This window comes from Burkholderia anthinoferrum, assembly GCF_002925705.1.
Lineage (GTDB): Bacteria > Pseudomonadota > Gammaproteobacteria > Burkholderiales > Burkholderiaceae > Burkholderia > Burkholderia semiarida.
Genome location: NZ_LFZP01000066.1, coordinates 20177 through 36652, shown reverse-complemented (window position 1 = coordinate 36652; position 16476 = coordinate 20177). Strand labels below are relative to the sequence as shown.

Sequence of the window (16476 nt, the reverse complement as noted above, 5' to 3'; positions counted from 1 at the left end):
GCGGGCTGTCTTTTCGGGTTTTCGCTAATTTGTACCATCTAGTTAGTTTGTACAATACACATCACTAGCCTAGTAAATTCGGGATATGGCGCGCGCGCCGAACTCAACGACTGGTTCATTCAGGGTCGGTTCGAGCAGCGCCATACCCCGCTCATCAGCAGGAATCGCCCATGCAGCGCTCGATCGCCACCGTGTCACTGTCCGGCACGCTCGCCGAGAAACTCGCCGCCATCCAGGCCGCGGGCTTCGACGGCGTCGAAATCTTCGAAAACGACCTCGTCTACTTCGACGGATCGCCGGCCGACGTCCGGCGCATGGCCGCCGATCTGGGCCTCGACATCGTGCTGTTCCAGCCGTTTCGCGACTTCGAGGGCGTGAGCGCGGCCCAGCTCGCGCGCAATCTCGACCGCATCAAGCGCAAGTTCGACGTGATGCATGCGCTCGGCACCGACCGCATCCTCGTCTGCAGCAGCGTGGCGGCCGACACGATCGCCGACGACGCGTTGCTCGTCGACCAGCTCGGCGTGCTCGCCGAAGCCGCGCGGCAGGCCGGTGTGGTGGCCGCGTACGAAGCGCTCGCGTGGGGCCGCGTCGTGAAGCGGTACGGCCACGCGTGGAAGCTCGTGAATGCGGTGAACAGCCCGCATCTCGGCCTGGCGCTCGACAGCTTCCACACGCTGTCGCTCGACGATTCGCCGGACGCGATCGCCGACATCCCCGGCGACCGGATCGCCTTCGTGCAGATCGCCGACGCGCCGAAGCTCGTGATGGACGTGATCGAATGGAGCCGCCACTACCGCTCGTTCCCGGGCCAGGGCGACTTCGACCTGGCGCGCTTCACCGCGCGCGTGATCGAGTCGGGCTATACAGGGCCGCTGTCGCTGGAGATCTTCAACGACGGCTTCCGCGCGGCGCCGACCGCGCTCACGGCCGCCGACGGCCATCGCTCGCTGCTCTATCTGGAAGACCTGACGCGCGCGCGGCTCGCCCAGGAGGGCCGCGCGCCGGCCGCCAGCCAGCCGCTGTTCGCGCCGCCCGCGCCGCCCGCGCACGTCGGGTTCCAGTTCATCGAATTCGCGGTCGACGCGCAGGCGGCGGCGACCGTCGGCGAATGGCTCGGCCGGATGCGCTTCCGGCTCGCCGGCAGGCATCGCTCGAAGGACGTGACGCTGTTCCAGCACGGCGCCGCATCGATCGTGCTCAATGCCGAGCGCGACTCGTTCGCCGATGCGTTCTTCCAGCAGCACGGGCTGTCGCTGTGCGCGTCGGCGTTTCGCGTCGACGACGCGAAAGTGGCGTTCGAACGTGCGGCCGGCTTCGGCTATGCACCGTTCTCCGGCCGCGTCGGGCCGAACGAGCGCGTGCTGCCGAGCGTGAAGGCGCCGGACGGCAGCCTCGAATATTTCGTCGACGAAGCACCGGATGCGCCGACGCTGTATGAATCGGACTTCGTGCTGACCGACATCGACGGCCCGACCGAAGTCGGCCCGCTGACGGGCATCGATCACGTGTGCCTCGCGCTGCCGGCCGACGCGCTCGACACCTGGATCCTGTTCTTCAAGACCGCGTTCGGCTTCGAGGCCGAGCGCAGTTGGCTCGTGCCCGATCCGTACGGACTGATGCGCAGCCGCGCGGTGCGCAGCGCCGACGGCTCGGTGCGGATCGCGCTGAACGCATCGGTCGACCGTCATACGGCCGTCGCCGAATCGCTCGACCGCTACCACGGCACGGGGCTGAACCACGTCGCGTTCCGCACCGATGACATCGTGAAGACGGTCGCCGCGTTCGCGGCCGACGGCGTCCCGTTCCTGCGCATTCCGGCCAATTACTACGACGATCTCGCCGCGCGCTACGCGCTGCCGGACGAACTGATCGACACGCTGAGCGCGCACCACCTGCTCTACGACCGCGACGAGGACGGCGGCGAATTCCTGCACGCGTATACGGAACTGGTCGACAACCGCTTCTCGCTCGAGATCGTCGAGCGGCGCGGCGGGTACGACGGCTATGGCGCGGCGAATGCGGCCGTGCGGCTCGCCGCGCAGGCGCAGCGCAGGAAATAGGGCGAATCGGGTATCGTGGGCATCGACAGTGGAGGTGGTCCGCGGTTGAAGCAAGGAGGCACGTCCCGCGCGCACCATCGTGGCGAACGAGACGGGCGCGGATCAGCCCGCGCGGCTCACCGCGATCGGCCCGGGGACACTCATAAAAAAGCCCGCATCTCTGCGGGCTTGTAAGATTAACGGCGCATCTTCATGCAGGTTTTGCATGCTCTTCATGTAAGGCCTCCAACGCCGCACGCGCCAGGAAACCACTCCTGGTTTCGTGACGGGATGCCACATACGCGTCAATCTTATGAAGTACAAATCTTGGCAAACTTACGTTAATACGCTCAGGCTTCGAGTCAAGCTGAGATAAGTCAACGCTCACGAAACCCCACACAGCCCCTGCGTAGTCCGGGTTGCTTGCCAAATTTTCGATGGTCGAGCAATTAAAGGCGACGTCCTCGCCCAGCTCGATTAAGGTCTCGACATGAGAGACGATTGCTTCTTTTGTGTTCCTGATTGCATCATCGATGGTCTCGCCCCAGGAATGAACGCCCGGTATATCCGGAACAATCACTCCGTAGACGGTCCCATCGTCCTTATGGATTGCGATGGGAAATTCCATGTTTGCCATTCCTTTGTTGTCCTGCTTCCGTGGTAGCACTAGCTTCTCTTATGTACCGCTTATTGACATTCGTCTTATGTGAAGCGACCTTGGTTGCATCAATTTTAAAAGTACTGCTTCCTTCCCCTGCATCCTGTTGGGTCGGTAAAAAACCGCCGGTCACTTCAGACCAGCGGTTTTCAGGATGCTCTTTGTTGTCCCCATTGGCAGGTCCTTGTTCGGGTGTGGAACCGTCGCAAGCCCCGGCTTCGTGGGGTGTTTGAAGTGGTGGTGGCTGCCTTTCGTTCTTACCAAAAACCAGCCGTCCTCTTCCAGCATCCGGATAAGCTCTGTTGAACTCATGGCTCCTCCGCTGTGCTTGTGTGTAATTATACACACGGACAAGGAGGGCACAAGTATTTTTGTGTAGTTGTGTGTATAGCGACAGGCCGTCGCATGGGCGGGGTGTTCAAGGCGCGGAAACGCCGGGAGGCGGCCTCTGAGGATGACCCTGAGTTACATCCCGTAACCCGTACCGCAGTGCAGCATCGCGCTGCCTGCCCCGATTTTAAGAATCGCTTAAGTCTTCGACGGCACCATCCGCAGCCAGTACCCGATGGTTATCTCGAAAAGGAGGAAAGCGATGAGCGCCGTAGAAGCACCCGCGGGCCGCCCGGCCGCGCCCCCTGCAAAGAAGACGATGCTGCGCCGCCTGCTCAGTCATCATGAAATCGCGACGCTGCTCGTGCTGCTGCACGCACCGATCGGCGCGAACGCCAAACCCGAATTGCCCGCGCTGCAGGAAGCCGGCCTCGTCGAAATGGTCAAGCTCGACCCCGATACGGCCCCGAGCTTCCGCTTGACCGAAGACGGCACGGCCGTCCTGAAAGGGCTCGGCTACCGCTGAGCCGCCGGCTTCAGCCTCTCCCGCTTCCCCGCCTTACCGCCTCACCCGATCCCCGCGACGCGCCGGCCACGCCGGCGACTGGCGTCACCCCGCCCGCTCCTGCAGCATCAACCGGTATTCCGTCGGCGTCACGCCGACCGTCGCCTTGAACTGGCGCGTGAACGCGCTGTGATCCGTGTAGCCGCATAGCGCGGCGACGTCGGTCACCTTGTCGTGCGTGACGAGCAGCGCGGTGGCCGCGTCGAGCCGCGTCTTCAGCAGCACCTGGCGCGGCGTCAGATGGAACACCTTGTGGAAGTAGCGTTCGAGCTGCGCGACCGACATCCCGGCCATCTGCGCGAGCTGCTTCAGGTTCAGCGGCTGCACGTAATGATCCTGGATGTGCTGGACCACGTCGGCGAGCCGGCTGTACGCCGGGTGCGATCCCTCGTGCGCCTTCAGGTCGCGCGAGATGCCCGCGAGGCCGACCACCCGGCCCGCGGCATCGCGCAGCGGCTCCTTGCAGGTCAGGCACCAGCCCGGCTGACGGCCCGGATACAGGTGCAGCTCGAGCTGATCCATCAACTGCTGGCCGGCGTTGATCGTCGCCATGTCCTGCTCGAAATAGCTGCGGCCGAAGCGGCGCGGAAACACCTCGTCGGCCGTCTTGCCGAGCAGGTCGCGCTTGTCCTTGTAGCCGCAGCGCATCGCCAGCGTGCGGTTGACGAGCGCGTAGCGGCCGCTCGCATCCTTCACGAAGAACGCGACGTCCGGCAGCGCATCGAACACCGGTTCGAGCAGACGGAAATGCGCGAGCATCGCGCCGAAATCGGCGTTGTCGGGCGGGTCGCGCAACGTGTCGGACAGGCTCATGGGCGGTACGGCAGGCAAGGTCGTCATCCCGGCAACCGCGAAGCGAGTGGCAGATGGCGTCGATTATAGGAGCGCCCCTTCGATCGCGTTGCATCGAACGCGGGGCGGGCAAGACGGTGGCCGGCGGCATCGCGCGCCCCGACAGGCTCCATCGGAGGGGCAATGCTGGTTGCGCACGCAACCAATGCGCCCGGCGTGCGGGCCGGCGACCGTTCCGCCTTCGCCGCAGCCGGCGCAGCGCATCGACACGCCGGCGCCACGCACCGGATCCGTCATCCTAAAAATGCCGGCGACCCGCGTCTTGGCGGGTTTGCGCATTCGCCATGACGATTTCGGCATATATCAGGGTAATCGACGATATGCCGATATCGTCGCCGGCCACGCATCGAACGCGCAAGACGCCCGTATTTTCGTTACCTAGACTTCGCTTCACGGTCACGAGACGACCTCCCGCCGCTGCCGCAATCGGCATGCACGCTCGCCGCATCCACGGTCGCGCACGCCGATTCCGGCACAGCCTGCGCAGCAGGCGGCACGCCTGCATGGCCTGCGCATCGGCTTGCGGACCGAACCGTCTCGCCCGGTTTACCGGCGCCGGCCCGCATGCCGGCGGCGGCCCAACCACGCCATCAAGGGGAAGTGAAAGTGAAGCTGAAGGTATCGCACGTCGCGCTGGCCGCTGCCTGCGCACTGTCGGGCGCGCACGCCGTCGCCGCCGACGTCGTCAAGATCGGTTTCGCCGCGCCGCTGACCGGCCCGCAGTCGAATTACGGCACGGACATGCAGAAGGGCGTGCAACTCGCGATCGCCGATTTCAACGCGACGCATCCGACGATCGGCGGCAAGCCCGTCACGTTCCAGCTCGACTCGCAGGATGATCAGGCCGACCCGCGCACCGGCACGACCGTCGCGCAGCGGCTGATCGACGGCAACGTCCGCGGGATCATCGGCCACTTCAACTCCGGCACGAGCATTCCCGCGTCCGACCTGTACGATCGCGCGGGGCTGCCACAGATCTCGATGGCGACGTCGCCGCAATACACGGCGCGCGGCTACAAGACGACCTACCGGCTGCTGACGAGCGACGCGCAGGCCGGCCGCATCGTCGGCACGTACGCGGTGAAGACGCTGCGCTTCAAGCGCATCGCGATCATCGACGACCGCACGGCCTACGGCCAGGGCATCGCCGACGAATTCGCGAAGGCCGTGGAAGCGGCGGGCGGCACGATCGTCAAGCGCGACTTCACGAACGACAAGGCGCTCGATTTCTCGGCGATCCTGACCAACCTGAAGGGCGTGAATCCGGACGCGGTGTTCTACGGCGGCGGCGACGCGCAATCGTCGCCGATGATCCGCAAGATGCGCCAGCTCGGGATGAAGTCGGCGTTCGTGACAGGCGAGATGTCGCGTTCGCCGACGTTCCTGAAGGTCGGCGGCGACGCGGCCGAAGGCGCGATCGTCTACATGGGCGGGCTGCCGAAGGAAAAGATGCCGGGCTTCTCCGGCTACGCGGCACGCTACAAGGCGCGGTTCAACGAAGACGTGATCACGTACTCGCCGTACTCGTACGACGGCACGATCGCGCTGCTCACCGCGATGAGGGACGCGAATTCGACCGATCCGAAGGTGTACACGCCGTATCTCGGCAAGGTGTCGATCAAGGGCGTGTCGGCACCCAGCATCGCGTACGACGCGAAGGGCGACCTGAAGGATGCGCCGGTGACGATCTACAAGGTCGAGCGCGGCGCGTTCAAGCCGGTCGATACGATCGCCGGCAACTGACCAGCGAGGCCCTGCCCCGCGCGGCGCGCCAGCGGCTCACCGGCCGCCCGCGCCGCGCGCGCTTCGGCGGCATGGTCCGAAGCCGTTCCCGGCGCGCGCCCGCGCGCAGGCATTTCGCGCTCCTGTAGAATCCCCCCACCCGCTTTGACGCTTCGTCCGCGCCGCGCCCCATCCTGGTGCGGCGGCACGTGTTTCGCGCCTCACCCGGCACGCGGCACGCCTCGACGACGCAAGCCGCGCCTTGCCAGTCCATGCCGAAAAGCGGGCCCTGGAGACGCAGCACCGACAACTACATTCGAAAACCGATCGTCCTGACCATGCAAGCTTCCGAATTGAGCGGCGTGCCTCGCGCCGCCGAACGCGCGCTCACGCGCAGCGACTACAAGACCCTTGGCCTTGCCGCACTCGGCGGCGCCCTCGAGTTCTACGACTTCATCATCTTCGTGTTCTTCGCGCCGGCGATAGGACAACTCTTCTTCCCGCACGACATTCCCGACTGGCTGCGCCAGTTGCAGACGTTCGGCATCTTCGCGGCCGGCTATCTCGCGCGCCCGCTCGGCGGCGTGATCATGGCGCACTTCGGCGACCTGTTCGGCCGCAAGCGGATGTTTACGCTGAGCGTGCTGATGATGTCGGTGCCGACGCTGCTGATGGGCCTGCTGCCGACCTACGACACGATCGGCATCCTCGCGCCGGTGTTGCTGCTGCTGTTCCGCGTGCTGCAAGGCGCGGCGGTGGGCGGCGAAGTGCCGGGCGCGTGGGTGTTCGTGTCCGAGCACGTGCCGTCGCGCCATATCGGCTATGCATGCGGCACGCTGACCGCGGGCCTCACGGCCGGCATCCTGCTCGGCTCGCTCGTCGCGGCCGGCATCAACAGCCGCTACTCCGCGGCGGAAGTCGGCGCGTTCGCGTGGCGGATCCCGTTCCTGCTCGGCGGCGTGTTCGGGCTGTTCTCCGTGTACCTGCGCCGCTGGCTGCACGAAACGCCGGTGTTCGCCGAGATGAAGGCGAAGAAGGCGCTCGCGGCCGAGATTCCGCTGAAGGCGGTGCTGCGCGACCACGGCCGCGCGGTGATCGTGTCGATGCTGCTCACGTGGATGCTGTCGGCCGCGATCGTCGTCGTGATCCTGATGACGCCCGCGCTGCTGCAAAAGCAGTTCCACCTGTCGCCCGCGACGACGCTGTTCGCGAACAGCGTCGCGACGCTGTGCCTGACGGCCGGCTGCATCACCGCCGGCTCGCTCGCGGGCTGGATCGGCGCGAAGCGCGTGCTCGCGATCGGCGGCATCGGGCTGGCCGCGTGCTATTACCTGCTGTTCGCGCAGGTCGCGGCCGATGCGTCGACGCTGCCGCTCTACTACGGGATCGCGGGCTTCATGGTCGGCACGATCGGCGCGGTGCCGTTCGTGATGGTCAAGAGCTTCCCGGCCGTCGTGCGCTTCTCGGGCATCTCGTTCTCGTACAACGTCGCGTATGCGATCTTCGGCGGCCTCACGCCGGTGATCGTGTCGCTGATGATGAAGTCGAATCCGCTCGCACCGGTCGTGTACGTCGCGGCGATCTGCGTGCTCGGCGCGATCGCGGTGCAATTCTCGAAGGATGCGAAGGACGTGAAGGACGCACGCTGAACGTCGGCGCGCACGCGCCGGCCGGATGAACGAAGGGCCGAATCCCGCGGCGTGCGGGATTCGGCCCTTTTGATTTGCGTCGGCGCAGCGGCGACGGCGCAGGCCTGCTCAGTTCAACGCAGCACGCCGTACGACGAACTCGGCCGACGCAGCGCGTCGATGCTCGCGCCGCCAGCGCCGGTGACGAACAGCAGCAGGAAACCGCCCGCGATCGCGACGTTCTTCCAGAAGTGAATCACCATGTCGTGCTGGACGGCGGCGCTCGTCGCATCCCAGAAATTGTGCCCGACCATCGCGGTCGCGATCGTGTAGACCGCCATCAGCAACGCGAGCGGCCGTACCTTGTAGCCGACGATCAGCAGCAGGCCGCCCAGCCCCTCGATCGCGACGACGATCGGCGCGACGACCTGTTGATAAGGCACGTTCATCCCGTGCAGATACGCGACGAAGTCGCTGTAGCCAAGCAGCTTCATGATGCCGCCCCACAAGAACAACGCCGCCAGCGCCAGGCGCGCGAAAAAAATGACGCCGGAATCGACGGTACGCGTCATGCCTTTCTCCTCGTATGCAATTCGGCCGCCCGCCCCGGGCGCGCCCGTGCGGTTCGGCGCCGCGCGGCCCGGCAGGGCGCGCGGCAAATGGGCCAGCATAGAGGGTCTTTTCGCGGTGTCCAAGACCTTGTAGCAAATCTTTACAACGCGGCGACCGCGCCGGCAGCCCGGCGCGCTGAAAAACGCGTTTAGCCCGCGTCGCTCAACAACACGCCTTTCTTGAAGATGAAGCAGCCGTAGCCGCGCGTTTCGCCGGTGACGATCACCGCGTACGCCTGCTGCGCGCGCTCGTAGAACGCGAAACGTTCGACGCCGGCAAGCGGCACCGCGCGCCCTTCCGCGCGGTCGATCTCGGCCTGCACTTCGCGCTGCACGGGCGGCACCGCGGCCGCGTCGCCGACGACTTCCATCCGCCATGCGGGCGTGTCGACGAACGTATCGAGCGGCAGCACCGACAGCACGGCGCGCACGACGCGCGCCGAATCGGCGCCGTCGATGCGCAGCGCGCGGCCGACCACCGTGTGCTCCGCGACGGATTCCGCCGGAAAATTCGCATCGCAGATCGCGATTTCGTCACCGTGGCCCATCGCGCGCAGCGTGTGCAGGATGTCGGCGTGCAGCAGCGGGTCGAGATTCTTCAGCATGTCGGTTGTCTCCGGGATCAGGAACGAATCGCATAACGTTACCCGATCCCGGCGGCCGCTGCGCATGTGCCGTTCGCGTCACGCCGCCGCGGCCGGCATTTCGTCGATGAAACCCGTGACCGAAGCGAGGCGGCCCGATGCGTCGACGGTGCCGAAGTCCGAACCCTTCACGATCGCCGCGCCGTCGGGCGACACGAGCGCCCACGAGAACCGCAGGTGCTGGCCGAACGCGTCGACGTCGGTCGTGCGGCGGAAGCGGTACGCGGGGAAGCGTTGCTGCACGGCGGCGATCATCGTGTCGATGCCCGCGTGGCCGTCGCCCGCCATCAGCGGATCGCGATAGGCCGCGTCGCTCGCATACGTCGCGTCGATCAGCGCACGACGGCGTGCGCCGTCGGGTTCGTTCCACGCGGCGAAGTAGCGGTCGATCAGGTCGGCGTGCACGGACGATGCGGATTGAGCGGTGTTCATGGCGAGGCTCCTTGTGTCGGTGGACGATATCGCGAACGTTTCGTGTCCGCGTGCCGCCATCGTCGCCGGTCTCGCGCGGGCGGTCGATTACGCAAGAGGTAAGGAAATCGCGCGTGCGCCATCCCGAAAGAAAACGGGCGCCCGAAGGCGCCCGCATCGCGTACCTGCCGCGCGCGTCAGGTCACCGGCGCCGGATTGAACAGCGTCAGCGCATTCGCGAGTTTCCATTGCTCGGCCCACGTGCGGCGCTTGCCGCTCGCGACGTCGAGCATCAGCCGGAACAGTTCCCAGCCCATGTCCTCGATCGTCGCCGTGCCGGTCGCGATCCGCCCCGCATCGAGATCCATCAGGTCGTGCCAGCGGCGCGCGAGATCGCTGCGCGTTGCCACCTTGATCACCGGCACCTGCGCGAGGCCGTACGGCGTGCCGCGGCCGGTCGTGAAGATGTGCAGGTTCATCCCCGCCGCGAGCTGCAGCGTGCCGCAGATGAAGTCGCTCGCGGGCGTCGCCGCATACAGCAGCCCCTTCTGCCGTGCACGATCGCCGGGGCGCACGACGCCGGCGATCGGCGCGCTGCCCGACTTCACGATCGATCCCATCGCCTTCTCGACGATGTTCGACAGGCCGCCCTTCTTGTTGCCCGGCGTCGTGTTCGCGCTGCGGTCGACACGGCCGCGCGCCAGATAGCGGTCGTACCAGTCCATCTCGCGAATGATCTCGCGGGCGACCGTCTCGTTCGCCGCGCGCGACGTGAGCTGCGCGACACCGTCGCGCACTTCGGTCACTTCCGAGAACATGATCGTCGCACCCGCGCGCACGAGCAGGTCGGCCGCGAAGCCGACCGCCGGGTTCGCGGTGAGCCCCGAGAACGCGTCGCTGCCGCCGCACTGCACGCCGACGACGAGATCCGACGCGGGGCAGGTCTCGCGGCGGCGGCGGTTGAGCCGCTCGAGATGCGATTCGGCCATCTTCATGATCGAGTCGATCATCGAGTTGAAGCCGACGTGCGCGGCGTCCTGCAGGCAGACGACGCCGCCGTTGTCGCTCGCGCCGTCGGCGGCCACCGGAATCGCGCCCGGCGGCAGCAGGCGCTCGGGCTGCAGCTTCTCGCAGCCGAGGCTCACCGTCATCACCTCGCCGCCGAAGTTCGGGTTCAGGCTGATGTTGCGCAGCGTGCGGATCGGGATGTCGGCGTCGGGCGCATCGATCGCGACGCCGCAGCCGTACGTATGCTCGAGCCCGACCACGTCGTCGACGTTCGGGTAGCGCGGCAGCAGTTCGTCCTTGATCCGCTTCACCGCGTGCTCGACGACGCCCGACACGCACTGCACGGTCGTCGTGATCGCGAGGATGTTGCGCGTGCCGACCGAGCCGTCGGCATTGCGGAAACCCTCGAACGTATAGCCTTCGAGCGGCTCGAGCGGCGGCGCGGCGCGCGTGGCGAGCGGCAGGTCGTCGAGCCCCGGCGGCTCGGGCATGCGCATCGTGCGCTCGTTGACCCAGCTACCGCGCCGCAGGTCGGTCAGCGCATAGCCGATCACCACGTTGTAGCGAATGACCGGGTCGCCGGCCGCGAGGTCGACGAGCGCGACCTTGTGCCCCTGCGGCACGCCTTCGCGCAGCGTCAGCCCGTCGGCGAACGTCGCGCCTTCGGGCAAACCGCCGTCGTTGACGACGATCGCGACGTTGTCGTCCGCATGCACGCGGATGTAGAGAGGGGAAGCAGTCATCGGAATTCCTGGAAGCAGTCTGCGATATCGTTAGTCATCATATGACATTCAACCGCATTCCACGATGCTACGTAAACCCTTATCCGGAAAGACCCTACTCTTTGCCGGTCAGCAAACCGCTTGCGCCGCGCTTTCTTGCGTTGTACGATGACATACAACGACATCGCCACTTCGGCTCGTATGCCGTTCCCGACGAACCAGCACTCGCGCTAGACGGACGACCCAACCATGACTTCACCGCAAGAACTCAAACAGATCATCTCCCACGGCCTGCTGTCGTTTCCGCTGACGGATTTCGACGCCGACGGCAGCTTCCGTCCGTCCACCTATGCCGAGCGTCTCGAATGGCTGGCGCCGTATGGCGCGAGCGCGCTGTTCGCGGCCGGCGGCACCGGCGAATTCTTCTCGCTCACGCAGCGCGAGTACTCGGACGTGATCCGCGTCGCGACGGAAACCTGCAAGGGCAAGGTGCCGATCCTCGCCGGCGCGGGCGGCGCGACGCGCGTCGCGATCGAATATGCGCAGGAAGCCGAGCGCCTCGGCGCGAGCGGCGTGCTGTTGATGCCGCACTACCTGACCGAAGCCAGCCAGGAAGGGATCGCCGAGCACGTCGAGCAGGTCTGCCGCGCGCTGAAGATCGGCGTGGTGGTGTACAACCGCGCGAATTCGAAGCTGAATGCGGACATGCTCGAGCGCCTCGCCGACCGTTGCCCGAACCTGATCGGCTTCAAGGACGGCGTCGGCGAAATCGAGAGCATGGTCACCATCCGCCGCCGCCTCGGCGACCGCTTCGCGTACCTCGGCGGCCTGCCGACGGCCGAAGTCTATGCGGCCGCGTACAAGGCGCTCGGCGTGCCGGTGTACTCGTCGGCGGTGTTCAACTTCATCCCGAAGACGGCGATGGCTTTCTACGAAGCGATCGCGAAGGACGACCACGAAACGGTCGGCCGCCTGATCGACGAGTTCTTCCTGCCGTACCTGAAGATCCGCAATCGCCGCGCAGGCTACGCGGTCAGCATCGTGAAGGCCGGCGCGAAGCTCGTCGGCCACGACGCGGGCCCGGTGCGCGCACCGCTCGTCGACCTGACCGACGAAGAGGCGGCCGAGCTCGACGTGCTGATCAAGAAGATGGGCCCGCAGTAAGCGGGGTTCGCCGGCGGCGCGGGCCCTTCATCGGCACGGCGCGCCGGCTCCGCGCTGATCCGTATCCGTATCACGCGATGGCCGCGCGGCTCGACGAGCCAGCGCGGCCATTCCATTACATCTGCGCGATCGCGCCGATGATCCGCTGGCGCACGCCGGCAAGCGTGCGCTGCGTCTCGTCGATCCCCTTGCGCGCGGCAACCGGCCGGCCGCGCGCCGGCGACTCGGCGCCCACGATCTGTTCCAGCACGTCGCGGTCGACGACCGCATCGAAGAACCGCCCGACCGTGAACATCGCGTACTGCTTCGCGGTCGCGAGATGCGTGTTGGCCTGCGTGAGTGCGTCGGCGCGCTGCGCGCCGTTCGGCCCGTCGATGCTGCGGCGGTGCTTCAGCGCGAACACCACCGCCTCCATGTCGTACCTGAAACGCTCGACGGCCCTGCCGAAGATCAACGAATGCGGATCGGAACCCGCCACGGGCCGCCCCTGGTTGATCGTCACGTCGAATTCGCTGCCGCCCAGCTCGCGCTGCAGCGCGAACAGCGCGTCGGCCAGCACGCGCCCTTCGCTGTATTCGCCGATCTGGGTACGGACCGATTTCGCGACGTCGCCGATCGCTTTCCACAACCCGGCCGCGAACAGGTGGTCGCCACGCTTGCTGATATTCATCGGATGGTTCCTCGTTGGTCTTGTGATCTCTCAGGCTCGCCCGCGGGCCGGACGGCCCGGGGCTTCGCTACTGTAGGAGAATTGCCGGCGACAGGAAAGCCACCCCGAAAAAAAGCGGAGACGGCCACCGGCCGCCTCCGCTTTCGTCCATCCGGCAAGCAGCCCGGCGTTCCCGCCGGACCGCCGCCACGTCACTCGGCCTTGCCGTCCCGCAGCCGCGGAATCGCGAGCGGATTGCCTTCCTGCAGCGCTTCGGGCAGCAGGTCGTCCGGGAAATCCTGATAGCACACGGGCCGCAGGAAACGCTCGATCGCGGTCGCGCCGACCGACGTGACGGCCGGGTTCGACGTCGCGGGGAACGGCCCGCCGTGCACCATCGCGTCGCACACCTCGACGCCGGTCGGGTAGCCGTTGACCAGCAGGCGCCCGGCCTTGCGTTCGAGGATCGGCAGCAGCCGGCGCGCGAGCGGCTTGTCGTCGGCGTCGACTTGCAGCGTGGCCGTCAACTGGCCTTCGAGCGCGTCGAGCACGCGCGCGACTTCGTCGAGATCGCGGCAGCGCACGATCAGCGACGCCGGCCCGAACACTTCGTGGCCGAACGCCGGCTCGGCCAGGAACGCCTGCGCGCCGACTTCGTACAGCGCGCCGCCGGCCTGGCAGTGACTCTGCGCGGCCTCGCCCGCGCCGATTTCGCGCACGCCCGGCAGTTCGGCCAGCTTGCCGCGCCCGTTGCGGTACGCATCGGCGATGCCCGGCGTGAGCATCACGCCGGCCGGCTTCTTCGCGAGCGCCTGCGCGGCGGCCGTCTCGAAGCGGTCGAGATCGGGGCCGTCGATCGCGAGCACGAGGCCCGGATTGGTGCAGAACTGGCCGACGCCGAGCGTCAGCGAATCGACGAAGCCCGTCGCGATCGCGTCGCCGCGCGCGGCCAGCGCGGCCGGGAACAGCACGACGGGGTTGATGCTGCTCATTTCCGCATAGACCGGAATCGGCTGCGGACGCGCGTTCGCAAGCTGCACGAGCGCCATCCCGCCCTGCCGCGAACCGGTGAAACCGACGGCCTGGATCGCCGGATGGCTGACCAGCGCCGCGCCGGTCACGCGGCCGGGGCCGATCAGCAGCGAGAACACGCCGGCCGGCATGCCGGTTTTCTCGACGGCGGCGCGGATCGCGCGGCCGACCAGCTCGGACGTGCCGAGATGCGCTTCATGGGCTTTCACGATCACCGGGCAGCCGGCCGCGAGCGCCGACGCAGTATCGCCACCGGCCACCGAGAACGCGAGCGGGAAGTTGCTCGCGCCGAACACGGCGACGGGCCCCAGCGCGACCTTCTGCAGGCGCAGGTCGGAGCGCGGCAGCGGCGTGCGCGCGGGCTGCGCGGGGTCGATCGACGCGGCAAGGAAGCGCCCGTCGCGCACGACGCGTGCGAACAGCCGAAGCTGGCCGACGGTGCGGCCGCGCTCGCCCTGCAGCCGCGCGACGGGCAGCCCCGTTTCGGCGTGCGCGCGCTCGATCAGCGCGTCGCCGAGCGCGACGATTTCATCGGCGATCGCTTCGAGAAACGCCGCGCGGGCCGCGAGCGGCTGCGTGCGGTACGCACCGAACGCGTCGCGTGCGAGCTCGCACGCGCGGTCGACGTCGGCCTGCGTCGCGACGCCGAACGCCGGGGCCTCGATCGGCGCGCCCTTCGTCGGATCGAACGCGTGCAAGGTGCCGGCCGAGCCGGCCACCGCTTCGGCGCCGATCAGCATCTCTCCTGTCAGTTGCATGGGGTGTGCTCCGTGGTTCGGGAATGGATAGCGCATTGTAGCGCAACAGATACGATGTCTGCCGACATCATGCCATCATTCGCGCCGCCTGCGAAGGCGCCGACGATACACTCCGCCGGCCTTGTCCGGCCAGCGAATCACGACTTTCCCACATTGTGACGAGGCCTTCAGAGGGAAAACCCGAGGTTTCTGAATTCGGCCATCGTCAATAAACTTTCGGCCATGTCATACGACGACGTACATTTAAAGTGAACAATCAGACCTCCCCTCGCGATCTTCCGCTCGATCTCGCGCGCACCGCGCGCCGGACCGCCGTGCGCTACTGGATCCTGGCGATGCTGTTCGTCGTCACGACGCTCAACTATGCGGACCGCGCGACGCTGTCGATCACCGGCACGCCGATCCGCAAGGCGTTCGGCATCGACCCGGTGACGATGGGCTACATCTTTTCGGCGTTCAGTTGGGCGTACGTGCTCGCGCAACTGCCGAGCGGCTGGCTGCTCGACCGCTTCGGCGCGCGGCGCGTGTATGCGGCGAGCATCTTCCTGTGGTCGGCGTTCACGCTGCTGCAGAGCACGATCGGCCTCGGCGGCAGCGCCGCGTTCGCGGTCGCCGCGCTGTTCGCGATGCGCTTCGCGGTCGGCATCGCGGAGGCCCCCGCGTTTCCGGCGAACGCGAAGGTCGTCGCGAGCTGGTTCCCGACCGCCGAGCGCGGCACCGCGTCGGCGATCTTCAACGCCGCGCAGTACTTCGCGGCCGTGGTGTTCTCGCCGCTGATGGCCTGGCTCACGCATGCGTACGGCTGGCACCAGGTGTACCTGTGGCTCGGCGTAGCCGGCATCGCGCTCGCGTTCCTGTGGCTGCGCGTCGTGAAGGACCCGGCCGACCATCCGGCCGTGAACCGCGCGGAACTCGACCATATCGAGCAGGGCGGCGGGCTCGTGCGGTCGAGCGGCCAGCCCGCCGGCGCGCGCGGCGGCGGCGGCGCTTCCGAAGGCAGCCGCGTGGCGGGCTGGTACTACGTGCGCCAGTTGCTGTCGAACCGGATGCTGATCGGCGTGTACCTCGGCCAGTACTGCGTGAACGTGCTCACGTACTTCTTCCTCACGTGGTTCCCGATCTACCTCGTGCAGGCGCGCGGGATGTCGCTGCTGAAGGCCGGCTTCATGACGTCGCTGCCGGCGATCTGCGGGTTCCTCGGCGGCGTGCTCGGCGGGATGCTGTCGGATGCGCTGATCCGCCGCGGCGTCTCGCTGACGCTCGCGCGCAAGATCCCGATCGTCGGCGGGATGGCGCTGTCGATGGCGATCATCGGCTGCAACTACGTCGACAGCGAAGCGCTGGTGATCACGCTGATGGCCGTGTCGTTCTTCGGCAAGGGGATCGGCTCGCTCGGCTGGGCCGTCGTCGCGGATACCGCGCCGAAGGAAGCGATCGGCCTGTCGGGCAGCCTCTTCAACATGTTCGGCAACACGGCGGGCATCGTCGCGCCGATCGCGATCGGCTATCTCGTCGGCGCGAGCGGCTCGTTCAACGGCGCACTCGTGTTCGTCGGGCTGAACGCGCTCGTCACCGTGTTCAGCTATCTCGTGATCGTGAAGGACATCAAGCGCGTCGAACTGCGTCATCGCGACGCGTGAGGCTCGACCTCGGGAAAGAGGCGGCCGCGTAACAGCGGCC

At 67.0% G+C, this 16476-nt stretch carries 15 protein-coding genes; 6 read left to right on the top strand and 9 right to left on the bottom strand.

Annotated features, from left to right (window positions below; genetic code table 11):
- Positions 1–170: 170 nt before the first annotated feature.
- Entirely contained in the window at positions 171–2063 is a 1893-nt protein-coding gene (locus C5F75_RS32910; protein ID WP_059582128.1) for a bifunctional sugar phosphate isomerase/epimerase/4-hydroxyphenylpyruvate dioxygenase family protein, read from the top strand.
- Between the two features lie 190 nt (positions 2064–2253).
- On the opposite strand, the gene C5F75_RS32905 is transcribed toward C5F75_RS32910, so the two are convergent.
- A complete protein-coding gene (locus tag C5F75_RS32905; RefSeq protein WP_081066415.1) occupies positions 2254–2670 on the bottom strand; it encodes a type II toxin-antitoxin system HicB family antitoxin in 417 nt (138 codons plus the stop codon).
- Positions 2671–2829: 159 nt separating this feature from the next.
- Positions 2830–3012, bottom strand: a complete 183-nt coding sequence (locus tag C5F75_RS32900; protein WP_081059224.1) for a type II toxin-antitoxin system HicA family toxin — start codon at positions 3010–3012, stop codon at positions 2830–2832.
- Between the two features lie 280 nt (positions 3013–3292).
- On the opposite strand from C5F75_RS32900, the gene C5F75_RS32895 reads away from it, so the two are divergent.
- Complete coding sequence (locus C5F75_RS32895; RefSeq protein WP_006489463.1) at positions 3293–3556, top strand: hypothetical protein; 264 nt, start codon at positions 3293–3295, stop codon at positions 3554–3556.
- An 84-nt stretch (positions 3557–3640) separates the two neighbouring features.
- Here the strand turns inward: C5F75_RS32895 and C5F75_RS32890 are convergent, their stop codons facing one another.
- Positions 3641–4435: an AraC family transcriptional regulator gene (locus tag C5F75_RS32890; RefSeq protein WP_059582127.1), complete on the bottom strand. Its 795-nt coding sequence runs from the start codon at positions 4433–4435 to the stop codon at positions 3641–3643.
- Between the two features lie 576 nt (positions 4436–5011).
- Here C5F75_RS32890 and C5F75_RS32880 point away from each other — a divergent pair.
- Both C5F75_RS32880 and C5F75_RS32875 read left to right on the top strand, forming a co-directional pair.
- Complete coding sequence (locus tag C5F75_RS32880) at positions 5012–6190, top strand: branched-chain amino acid ABC transporter substrate-binding protein (protein ID WP_059582124.1); 1179 nt, start codon at positions 5012–5014, stop codon at positions 6188–6190.
- 317 nt (positions 6191–6507) lie between these two features.
- Positions 6508–7818, top strand: a complete 1311-nt coding sequence (locus C5F75_RS32875; RefSeq protein WP_059582122.1) for an MFS transporter — start codon at positions 6508–6510, stop codon at positions 7816–7818.
- Positions 7819–7931: 113 nt separating this feature from the next.
- Here C5F75_RS32875 and C5F75_RS32870 read toward each other — a convergent pair whose 3' ends face one another.
- From C5F75_RS32870 to garD, 4 genes are all read right to left on the bottom strand, one after another.
- Positions 7932–8369, bottom strand: a complete 438-nt coding sequence (locus tag C5F75_RS32870; RefSeq protein WP_059582218.1) for a DoxX family protein — start codon at positions 8367–8369, stop codon at positions 7932–7934.
- Positions 8370–8557: 188 nt separating this feature from the next.
- On the bottom strand, positions 8558–9013 hold the full coding sequence (locus C5F75_RS32865; protein ID WP_059582119.1) for an RbsD/FucU family protein: 456 nt from the start codon (positions 9011–9013) through the stop codon (positions 8558–8560).
- Positions 9014–9091: 78 nt separating this feature from the next.
- The gene (locus tag C5F75_RS32860; RefSeq protein WP_059582116.1) at positions 9092–9484 is read right to left on the bottom strand and encodes a nuclear transport factor 2 family protein; all 393 of its coding nucleotides are present in this window, start codon (positions 9482–9484) and stop codon (positions 9092–9094) included.
- A 176-nt stretch (positions 9485–9660) separates the two neighbouring features.
- A complete protein-coding gene (gene garD / locus C5F75_RS32855; RefSeq protein WP_059582114.1) occupies positions 9661–11214 on the bottom strand; it encodes a galactarate dehydratase in 1554 nt (517 codons plus the stop codon).
- Between the two features lie 228 nt (positions 11215–11442).
- Between garD and kdgD the strand changes: the two genes are divergently transcribed.
- A complete protein-coding gene (gene kdgD, locus C5F75_RS32850) occupies positions 11443–12357 on the top strand; it encodes a 5-dehydro-4-deoxyglucarate dehydratase (protein ID WP_059582111.1) in 915 nt (304 codons plus the stop codon).
- A 115-nt stretch (positions 12358–12472) separates the two neighbouring features.
- Here the strand turns inward: kdgD and C5F75_RS32845 are convergent, their stop codons facing one another.
- Both C5F75_RS32845 and C5F75_RS32840 read right to left on the bottom strand, forming a co-directional pair.
- On the bottom strand, positions 12473–13027 hold the full coding sequence (locus tag C5F75_RS32845; RefSeq protein WP_059582110.1) for a hypothetical protein: 555 nt from the start codon (positions 13025–13027) through the stop codon (positions 12473–12475).
- A gap of 191 nt (positions 13028–13218) precedes the next feature.
- The gene (locus C5F75_RS32840; protein WP_059582107.1) at positions 13219–14796 is read right to left on the bottom strand and encodes an aldehyde dehydrogenase (NADP(+)); all 1578 of its coding nucleotides are present in this window, start codon (positions 14794–14796) and stop codon (positions 13219–13221) included.
- 248 nt (positions 14797–15044) lie between these two features.
- Between C5F75_RS32840 and C5F75_RS32835 the strand changes: the two genes are divergently transcribed.
- Positions 15045–16436, top strand: a complete 1392-nt coding sequence (locus C5F75_RS32835) for an MFS transporter (RefSeq protein ID WP_059582106.1) — start codon at positions 15045–15047, stop codon at positions 16434–16436.
- The last annotated feature ends 40 nt before the right edge of the window (positions 16437–16476 follow it).

Bases quoted from the DNA above. Each gene is read 5' to 3' on its own strand.
- C5F75_RS32910 (WP_059582128.1), top strand. From the start codon at position 171: ATGCAGCGCTCGATCGCCACCGTGTCACTGTCCGGCACGCTCGCCGAG.
- C5F75_RS32905 (WP_081066415.1), bottom strand. From the start codon at position 2,670: ATGGAATTTCCCATCGCAATCCATAAGGACGATGGGACCGTCTACGGA.
- C5F75_RS32900 (WP_081059224.1), bottom strand. From the start codon at position 3,012: ATGAGTTCAACAGAGCTTATCCGGATGCTGGAAGAGGACGGCTGGTTT.
- C5F75_RS32895 (WP_006489463.1), top strand. From the start codon at position 3,293: ATGAGCGCCGTAGAAGCACCCGCGGGCCGCCCGGCCGCGCCCCCTGCA.
- C5F75_RS32890 (WP_059582127.1), bottom strand. From the start codon at position 4,435: ATGACGACCTTGCCTGCCGTACCGCCCATGAGCCTGTCCGACACGTTG.
- C5F75_RS32880 (WP_059582124.1), top strand. From the start codon at position 5,012: ATGCCGGCGGCGGCCCAACCACGCCATCAAGGGGAAGTGAAAGTGAAG.
- C5F75_RS32875 (WP_059582122.1), top strand. From the start codon at position 6,508: ATGCAAGCTTCCGAATTGAGCGGCGTGCCTCGCGCCGCCGAACGCGCG.
- C5F75_RS32870 (WP_059582218.1), bottom strand. From the start codon at position 8,369: ATGACGCGTACCGTCGATTCCGGCGTCATTTTTTTCGCGCGCCTGGCG.
- C5F75_RS32865 (WP_059582119.1), bottom strand. From the start codon at position 9,013: ATGCTGAAGAATCTCGACCCGCTGCTGCACGCCGACATCCTGCACACG.
- C5F75_RS32860 (WP_059582116.1), bottom strand. From the start codon at position 9,484: ATGAACACCGCTCAATCCGCATCGTCCGTGCACGCCGACCTGATCGAC.
- garD (WP_059582114.1), bottom strand. From the start codon at position 11,214: ATGACTGCTTCCCCTCTCTACATCCGCGTGCATGCGGACGACAACGTC.
- kdgD (WP_059582111.1), top strand. From the start codon at position 11,443: ATGACTTCACCGCAAGAACTCAAACAGATCATCTCCCACGGCCTGCTG.
- C5F75_RS32845 (WP_059582110.1), bottom strand. From the start codon at position 13,027: ATGAATATCAGCAAGCGTGGCGACCACCTGTTCGCGGCCGGGTTGTGG.
- C5F75_RS32840 (WP_059582107.1), bottom strand. From the start codon at position 14,796: ATGCAACTGACAGGAGAGATGCTGATCGGCGCCGAAGCGGTGGCCGGC.